Source organism: Streptococcus sp. CL8.13, assembly GCF_049737895.1.
Window position 1 is genome coordinate 1 of record NZ_JBKOTT010000022.1, and the last position, 8,895, is coordinate 8,895.

Below are 8,895 nucleotides of genomic sequence, written 5' to 3' on the forward strand. Positions count from 1 at the left end.
GAAGGAAATGGAGTCTATAGCAAGGAAGATATAGCAAAAATACAAAAGGCCAATCCTAATCTAAGAGCCTTATCAGAAAAAATAATTTATGCTGATAGTAGAAATGTTGAAGATGGAAGAAGTACTCAATCAGTATTAATGTCGGCTTTGGACGGCTTTAACATTGTAAGGTATCAAGTGTTTAGATTTAAAATGAACGATAAAGGGGAGGCAATCGATAAAGATGGAAATCTTGTAACAGATCCTTCTAAACTTGTATTATTTGGTAAAGATGATAAAGAGTACACTGGAGAGGATAAGTCCAATGTAGAAGCTATAAAAGAAGATGGCTCTACGTTATTTATTGATGCAAAACCAGTAAACCTTTCAATGGACAAGAACTACTTTAATCCATCTAAATCTAATAAAATTTATGTACGAAATCCAGAATTTTATTTAAGAGGTAAGATTTCTGATAAGGGTGGTTTTAACTGGGAGTTGAGAGTTAATGAATCTGTTGTAGATAATTATTTAATCTACGGAGATTTACACATTGATAACACTAGAGATTTTAACGTTAAGCTTAATGTTAAAGACGGTGACATCATGGACTGGGGAATGAAAGACTATAAAGCAAACGGATTCCCAGATAAGGTAACAGATATGGATGGAAATGTTTATCTTAAAACTGGCTATAGCGATTTGAATGCGAAAGCGGTTGGAGTACACTATCAATTTTTATATGATAATGTTAAACCAGAAGTAAACATTGATCCTAAGGGAAATACTAGTATTGAATATGCTGATGGAAAATCTGTAGTCTTTAACATCAATGATAAAAGAAATAATGGATTCGATGGTGAGATTCAAGACAAACATATTTATGTAAATGGAAAAGAATATAAATCATTTGATGATATTAAACAACTAACAGATAAGACACTAAACATTAAGATTCTTGTAAAAGATTTTGCAAGAAATACGACCGTAAAAGAATTCATTTTAAACAAAGATACGGGAGAGGTGAGCGAATTAAAAGCTCATACGGTGACTGTGACCATTCAAAATGGAAAAGAAATGAGTTCAACGATAGTGTCGGAAGAAGATTTCATTTTACCTGTCTATAAGGGTAAATTAGAAAAAGGCTATCAATTTGATGGTTGGGAAATTTCTGGTGTCGAAGGGAAAAAAGACGTTGGCTATGTTCTTAATCTATCAAAAGATACCCTTATAAAACCTGTATTCAAGAAAATAGAGGAGAAAAAGGAGGAGGAAAATAAACCTACTTTTGATGTATCGAAAAAGAAAGATAAGGTGCAAGCAAATCATAGCCAATTAGATGAAAATTACAAAAAGGAGGATTTACAAAGAGAAAATCATTCACACAACTCTGATTCAACTGAAGGTGTCAAAGCTACAGTTCCTGTACAAGTAAATTATAGTCAATTAGGTGAAAGTCATAGAAAAGAGGATTTCCAAAGAGAAAATCATTCACACAACTCTGATTCAACTGAGGATGTTACATCTCCAGTTCCTGATAAAAATGATAAAAACTTTGAAAATAAGAAGGAAGTTTATCTCAATGAACCAGAGAACATAGCTAATAAACATACCAATATTGATAGTAAATCAACTACTAACAATGATAGGTTGCCAAAAACTGGAACAGTTAGCGAAGTCTTCACGTCATTGGTTGCCGGAATAATGTTTACCGTAGGTGCATTTCTTGGATTGAAGAAAAAAGATCAAGATTAAGACAAAGCTATAGAAACATGGTTTGTGTACTGAGATGAGATAGTGTGGTGATGAAACAATTTTGTGAAAATAGCCATCTATAACTCAATTATTTAGTTTACTTTACTATTGATACTCTTTTCGGCTTTATTAATGGACTTAGTTTTGATAACTAATGAATTGATTGAAAGGGTTAGTATTGACAATATTGGTCATATTAATTAGAAAATAGAGTCTATCAAAATTTAAAGGTTAATGGAGGTGATGAGACAATTTCAAGGAATTAAGTAGCGTTTGGTTGCTTAATTCCTTTTTATTTGGAAGGAAGTTTTTCACCTGCTTCCTTATTTTATTGCTATTATTCAACCACTTAGACCGATATAGAGACCAGATAGGCAAAAGAACTTGTTCTTGAAACTGACCTCTGCTATAATGATTTGTGTAAGGGACGGGAGGCATCAATATCAGATAACTCAAGTTCCTAAAAACGAAATTGGAGATAAAGAAATGAAAAAAATATTGGGGATTGTATTTTTAGTGGCAGCAGCGACAGTATTGTATTTTGGTTCTGTTGGCTGGCCAACTTTGGACATTAACCTCTGGTCATTGATTCCGGTAGTCTTGTTCCTCTATTTCACTCTAGAGAATCTTTTGAAAAAAGACTACAAGGCTAGTCTGATGTGTTTGATTATTGCCTTTATTATTGCGAATGCAATTTTGGACCTGTTGCCAATTTCAAGTGGCTTGGTGATTGGAGCAGGTGTGCTGGCTTGTGTAGGTATTGGTTATCTATTTCCTGATAAAGAGAGTAAATAGAAATTATTGAAAAATAGATAAAGAAAAAACACTTCAATCACTGTATTTCAGTTTTATTGAGGTGTTTTCGATTTAGTTTTTTATTTCTGAGCCATCAATTCAACAATCATCTCGATATACATGACAAGGGTTAATAAGAATCCTGCACGCCAGAAGAATTTGATGAATTTAGGATAGTAAAAGCTACGTTTTTTCAAAAGGAAGAAAAAAACGAGAATAATGGCTAGGACTGAGAGGGCTAGGCCTAGTCTAGGGAGGAAATTATGGGTAAAGGTTTTAGCCGTAATAAGGTAATATTCAAATACCAAGACTGGAAAAGCCAAATCGGCAAAGTTTCGTCCTAGTTTTTTTAATCTAAAAAGTTTGGTTATGATAATGCAGACTACTAAAGTCAGTATCAATAATAAAATAGATGCTAATTTCATTAAAATCATACCCATATTGTATCATAAAAAATCGCTAATGGAAACGAGAAACAGAGGAATTTATAGGAAAGTCAGGCTTTTGAGATTGTGGGTGTTTTTTGTTATAATGAAAGTTATGAAATCTTATAACACCTTGAATGATTATTATCGAAAACTATTTGGAAAAAAGACCTTTAAAGTCCCTATTGATGCGGGGTTTGACTGTCCCAATCGTGATGGGACTGTGGCTCATGGAGGCTGTACTTTTTGTACGGTTTCAGGTTCTGGAGATGCTATCGTAGCACCGGACGCGCCTATCCGTGAGCAATTTTATAAGGAAATTGACTTTATGCACCGCAAGTGGCCGGATGTGCAGAAGTATTTGGTTTATTTTCAAAATTTTACCAACACCCATGAAAAGGTGGAAGTCATCCGAGAGCGCTATGAGCAGGCTATCAATGAGCCAGGTGTGGTCGGAATCAATATCGGAACGCGACCAGACTGTTTACCAGACGAAACTATCGAGTATTTGGCTGAGTTGTCGGAACGCATGCATGTGACGGTTGAATTGGGCTTGCAGACCACTTATGAGGCAACCTCTGATCTGATTAACCGTGCCCACTCCTATGAGTTGTACGTGGAAACGGTCAAGCGTTTGAGAAAGTATCCAAAGATTGAGATTGTTTCCCATCTGATCAACGGACTTCCTGGTGAAACCCATGAGATGATGATTGAAAATGTCCGCCGATGTGTCACGGATAACGATATTCAAGGAATTAAACTGCATTTGCTCCATCTTATGACAAATACTCGTATGCAACGAGATTACCACGAAGGACGCTTGCAGTTGATGAGTCAGGACGAATATGTCAAGGTCATCTGTGACCAACTGGAAATCATTCCCAAGCATATCGTCATCCATCGAATCACAGGAGATGCACCTAGAGATATGCTGATTGGGCCTATGTGGAGCCTCAATAAATGGGAAGTTCTAAATAGTATTGAGATGGAGATGCGACGTCGCGGAAGTGTTCAAGGATGCAAGGCTGTAAAACAGGAGTTTGAAAATGAAAAGACCACTTGAAATGGCACATGATTTTTTGGCTGAGGTTGTAACTCAGGACGATATTGTAGTAGATGCGACCATGGGAAATGGTCACGACACCCTTTTTCTAGCCAAACTAGCCAAGAAAGTCTATGCCTTTGATATTCAGGAACAAGCCTTGGGAAAGACGCAAGAGCGTTTGGAACAGGCTGGTTACACAAATGCCCAGTTAATCTTGCAAGGCCATGAGACACTGGATCAGTTTGTGACAGAAGCCAAGGCAGGGATTTTTAATCTGGGCTATTTGCCGTCTGCTGATAAGTCTGTCATCACTCGACCTCAGACAACGATTGAAGCATTAGAAAAGCTGTGTCATTTGCTTGTCAAAGGGGGACGGATTGCTATCATGATCTACTATGGTCATGAAGGAGGCGACCTCGAGAGGGATGCTGTCTTGGATTTTGTGAGCCAGTTGAACCAACAAGAGTACACAGTTGCCATTTACCGAACTTTAAACCAAGTCAACAACCCACCATTTTTAGTGATGATTGAAAAATTAGAGAGATATAGACATGGATAAACAATACCTACGTGAAAAGCTGGATGCCATGCGCCAGAATTTTGTCGAATCAACCCACCACGAACGAGCGGTGGGGGTGTTAGATCAAGCACATATGAGCAAAAAAATGCTTAAAATCAAGAAAAAATTAGTTGCTCTTGAAATGGAACGGTGCCAGAGAAAAATTGAGCACAAAGACTGTTCCAAGATTGACCAAAAAATCAAAGAGCAGAAGGAGATTTTTGAATCTTGTTGTAAAAAAGATTAAGGAGGACGTGCGTGGAATTACTGATTTACCTCATCCTATTTTTACTGGTCTTGATTGTCTCAAGTACAACCAATAAACTTCTGCCCTTTTTGCCTCTCCCTTTGGTGCAAATTCTTTTGGGAATTGTGATTGGTCTCTTTTTACCCAATACCGACTTTCATCTCAATACAGAGTTGTTTTTGGCCCTGGTTATTGGGCCCTTGCTTTTCCGAGAGTCGGAAGAAGCGGATATTACGGCTATTTTAAAACACTGGCGAATCATTGTTTATCTCATATTTCCAGTGATTTTCATCTCGACCCTGAGTTTGGGTGGCTTGGCCCATTTTCTTTGGCTCAGTCTTCCCTTGGCGGCTTGCTTGGCTGTTGGGGCGGCCCTTGGACCTACGGACTTGGTGGCTTTTGCTTCTCTTTCGGAGCGTTTTAGCTTTCCTAAGCGCGTGTCTAATATCCTCAAAGGTGAAGGACTTTTGAATGATGCTTCTGGCTTGGTTGCCTTTCAGGTTGCCTTGACAGCTTGGACAACTGGAGTCTTTTCTCTTGGTCAAGCTAGTAGTTCGCTCATCTTTTCAATTCTAGGCGGTTTTTTAATTGGATTTTTAACAGCCATGGTCAACCGTTTCCTTCACACATTCTTGCTAAGTGTGCGCGCAACGGATATTGCTAGCGAACTTTTATTAGAATTGAGTTTGCCTCTGGTGACCTTCTTTCTGGCAGAAGAAGTCCATGTTTCAGGGATTATTGCCGTTGTGGTTGCTGGGATTTTAAAGGCAAGCCGTTTTAAGAAAATTACGCTCCTCGAAGCCCAAGTGGATACGGTAACCGAGACGGTCTGGCACACAGTGAACTTTATGCTCAACGGTTCTGTCTTTGTAATTTTAGGGATGGAGCTGGAAATGATAGCAGAACCTATCTTGACCAATCCAATCTATAATCCCTTGCTGTTATTGGTATCTCTTATAGCCCTTACCTTTGTCCTCTTTGCCATTCGTTTTGTCATGATCTATGGCTATTATGCCTATAGGACCCGACGCCTCAAGAAGAAACTGAATAAGTATATGAAGGATATGCTTCTTTTGACCTTCTCAGGTGTTAAGGGAACGGTGTCGATTGCTACGATTCTTCTGATACCAAGTAATCTAGAACAGGAGTATCCTCTCTTGCTTTTCCTTGTCGCAGGTGTGACGCTTGTCAGCTTTTTAACAGGCCTCGTGGTCTTGCCTCATCTTTCGGACGAACAGGAAGAAAGCAAGGATTATCTTATGCATATCGCCATTTTGAATGAAGTGACGATTGAGTTGGAAAAAGAGTTGGAAGATACCAAAAATAAACTTCCCCTCTATGCAGCTATTGACAATTATCATGGACGTATTGAAAATCTCATCCTGAGTCAAGAAAATAAGGGGGCTCAAGAAGACTGGGAGGCCTTAAAACTTCTCATCCTCAGTATTGAAAGTGATGGTTTAGAACAGGCTTACGAAGAGGAAAAGATGAGTGAGCGTGCCTATCGAGTTTACCAACGTTATTTGAAAAACATGGAACAAAGTATCAATCGTAAGTTCGCGTCACGATTGACCTATTATTTCCTTGTTTCCTTGCGGATTTTACGTTTTCTCCTGCATGAAGTTTTTACCTTTGGCAAGACCTCCCGCAGTTGGAAAAATGAAGAATCACAGAAACTCAGGGCCCTTGACTATGACCAAATTGCAGAGCTCTATCTAGAAAACACAGAGATGATTATCGAAAGTTTGGAGAACCTAAAAGGGGTTTATAAGAGTTCTTTAATCAGCTTCATGCAGGATTCTCGTCTCCGTGAAACAGCTATTATCACTAGTGGTGCCTTTGTTGAACGGGTTATCAATCGTGTCAAGCCCAACAATATCGATGAAATGCTGAGAGGCTATTATCTGGAGCGCAAGTTGATTTTCGAATATGAAGAGAAACGATTGATTACGACCAAGTATGCCAAGAAGTTACGACAAAATGTAAATAACTTAGAGAACTATTCTCTGAAGGAAGCTGCCAATACCCTGCCTTATGATATGGTGGAATTGGTAAGAAGAAATTAATTAATACTCTTCGAAAATCTCTTCAAACCACGTCAGCTTTATCTGCAACCTCAAAGCTGTGCTTTGAGCAACCTGCGGCTAGCTTCCTAGTTTGCTCTTTGATTTTCATTGAGTATAAGAGTGTAAGTGAAGGAGTGTGACATGAAGAAGTGGTGGAAAGAGCTGATAGATAAGCCTTTAGTAAAAGCTTTTTTGCATTATTATCAAGCATCAGATAGTGAGCTGACCAGTGTCGCAGTAGCCTACTATTGGTTGATTTCGATTTTTCCCCTGCTTTTGGTGGTGGTCAATATCCTCCCTTATTTTCAGATTCCAGTTTCCAATTTTTTAAAGGTTGTAAATGAATTCTTGCCCGATACCATGTATGATGTGGTGGCAAAGATTATCACAGAAGTACTGACCCAACCGTCAACGGGCTTATTGAGTTTTGCGATTTTGTCAGCCCTCTGGACATTTTCAAAATCCATGAACTTTCTGCAGAAAGCCTTTAATAAAGCTTACGGAGTAGCTAAAAATCGTGGGATGATTTCTCATCAACTCATGAGTTTGTTTGTCAGTTTTGGCTTGCAGATTCTCTTTGCTTTAGCCCTCTTTCTAAGTGTCTTTGGTCGCATGCTTCTCAACCTTATCAAAAGTTATTGGAAATCGGATAGTCCTATTTTTGATTATCTGCAAGACCTGACAGGCCCCTTAGTCTATTCCTTGATTTTTGCCATCTTGGTCATGCTTTATTATTTCCTGCCTAATGTTAAGGTTCGACGGATTCGCTCTGTATTACCAGGTAGTGCCTTTGTTTTGTTAACTCTGGCCTTACTGCTCAATATCTTTTCAGTCTATGTTAACAATTATGTCAATCACCTAGTGGACGTGCGTTTTTTCAGTTCCGTCGTCGTGGTGGTCATGATGTTCTGGTTTATTCTTATCGCTAAGATTTTGATTGTCGGTGCGGTGATCAATGCCAGTGTTCAGAGTTTGAAAGATCCGAGCTTGAGAATAAATTAACTCATTTTCTATCCATTACAAAACGCATACTATCAAGGTTTTATAATACCTGATAATATGCGCTTTTTGATTATGACAATTAATAGATAAACATGGCATCACCGAAACTGAAGAAGCGGTAGTGTTCTTGAATGGCATGGTGATAAGCGTCTAAGACTAATTCACGGCCTGCAAAGGCAGAAACCAACATGACCAGAGTTGATTTTGGTAAGTGGAAGTTGGTTGAGAAGGCATCCACGACCTTCCACTCATAGCCAGGTTTGATAAAGATATTGGTCCAGCCAGAATCTGCTTGGATTTGCCCATCAAACTTGGAACCAATAGTCTCTAAGGTGCGGATAGAAGTGGTTCCGACAGCGATGACACGGCTTCCATTTTTCTTGACAGAGCGAAGGGTGCTAGCAGCCTCCTCAGAAAGCTGATAGAATTCTGAGTGCATTTCGTGTTCGTCCAGATTGTCAACTGAAACAGGTCTAAAGGTTCCGAGTCCGACATGAAGAGTCAAATAGACTAGATGAACACCCTTAGCTTGGATTTCTGCCAGCAATTCTTTGGTGAAGTGCAATCCAGCAGTTGGTGCTGCAGCAGAACCACTTTCCTTAGCGTAAACGGTTTGATAGCGTTCACGGTCATCCAGTTTTTCATGGATATAAGGTGGTAATGGCATTTCTCCCAGACTTTCTAAAACTTCTAGGAAAATTCCTTGGTATTCAAAGCGGACAATGCGGCCCCCGTGAGTCAATTCTTCCGTAACAACAGCTCTGAGACGGCCATCACCAAAGCTAACACGAGTCCCGACCTTGAGGCGTTTGGCAGGTTTAGCCAGAACTTCCCACTCATCTCCACTAGTATTTTTAAGCAGGAGAAGTTCCACATGACCTCCAGTTTCTTCCTTTTGACCATAGAGGCGGGCAGGGAGAACTCGGGTGTCGTTCATAACAAGGGCGTCACCAGGTTCCAGCATATCAATAATAGAGTGGAAGTGTTTATCCTGCATTTCTCCAGTATCACGGTTGACAATG

Annotated in this window: 9 protein-coding genes; 7 read left to right on the plus strand and 2 right to left on the minus strand. The window is 39.2% G+C overall.

All coding sequences use genetic code 11. The annotated features are described in order from the left end of the window. Together ACLNCN_RS01470 and ACLNCN_RS01475 are read left to right on the plus strand one after the other, a co-directional pair. On the plus strand, positions 1-1,734 hold a 1,734-nt coding region (locus ACLNCN_RS01470), incomplete at its 5' end, for an LPXTG cell wall anchor domain-containing protein (RefSeq protein WP_424844480.1). Between the two features lie 486 nt (positions 1,735-2,220). Beyond that, positions 2,221-2,529: a hypothetical protein gene (locus ACLNCN_RS01475; protein ID WP_265530958.1), complete on the plus strand. Its 309-nt coding sequence runs from the start codon at positions 2,221-2,223 to the stop codon at positions 2,527-2,529. Between the two features lie 80 nt (positions 2,530-2,609). Here ACLNCN_RS01475 and ACLNCN_RS01480 read toward each other — a convergent pair whose 3' ends face one another. Then, positions 2,610-2,969 carry a DUF3397 domain-containing protein gene (locus tag ACLNCN_RS01480; RefSeq protein ID WP_023945634.1) on the minus strand — a complete coding sequence of 120 codons (360 nt, stop codon included), beginning with the start codon at positions 2,967-2,969 and terminating at the stop codon, positions 2,610-2,612. A gap of 91 nt (positions 2,970-3,060) precedes the next feature. On the opposite strand from ACLNCN_RS01480, the gene ACLNCN_RS01485 reads away from it, so the two are divergent. The 5 genes from ACLNCN_RS01485 (at position 3,061) to ACLNCN_RS01505 (ending at position 7,873) form a co-directional block, all read left to right on the plus strand. Further along, complete coding sequence (locus ACLNCN_RS01485; RefSeq protein WP_261011829.1) at positions 3,061-4,017, plus strand: TIGR01212 family radical SAM protein; 957 nt, start codon at positions 3,061-3,063, stop codon at positions 4,015-4,017. Beyond that, positions 4,001-4,558: a class I SAM-dependent methyltransferase gene (locus ACLNCN_RS01490; RefSeq protein WP_261011830.1), complete on the plus strand. Its 558-nt coding sequence runs from the start codon at positions 4,001-4,003 to the stop codon at positions 4,556-4,558. Before ACLNCN_RS01485 ends, ACLNCN_RS01490 begins: the two co-directional genes overlap by 17 nt. Next, positions 4,551-4,805, plus strand: coding sequence for a hypothetical protein (locus ACLNCN_RS01495; RefSeq protein ID WP_000361085.1), 255 nt, complete (start codon positions 4,551-4,553; stop codon positions 4,803-4,805). Before ACLNCN_RS01490 ends, ACLNCN_RS01495 begins: the two co-directional genes overlap by 8 nt. An 11-nt stretch (positions 4,806-4,816) precedes the next feature. Continuing rightward, the gene (locus tag ACLNCN_RS01500) at positions 4,817-6,871 is read left to right on the plus strand and encodes a cation:proton antiporter (RefSeq protein ID WP_203180523.1); all 2,055 of its coding nucleotides are present in this window, start codon (positions 4,817-4,819) and stop codon (positions 6,869-6,871) included. Between the two features lie 141 nt (positions 6,872-7,012). Further along, a complete protein-coding gene (locus ACLNCN_RS01505; protein WP_203180524.1) occupies positions 7,013-7,873 on the plus strand; it encodes a YihY/virulence factor BrkB family protein in 861 nt (286 codons plus the stop codon). A gap of 79 nt (positions 7,874-7,952) precedes the next feature. On the opposite strand, the gene queA is transcribed toward ACLNCN_RS01505, so the two are convergent. Further along, on the minus strand, positions 7,953-8,895 hold a 943-nt coding region (gene queA / locus ACLNCN_RS01510; RefSeq protein WP_424844481.1), incomplete at its 5' end, for a tRNA preQ1(34) S-adenosylmethionine ribosyltransferase-isomerase QueA.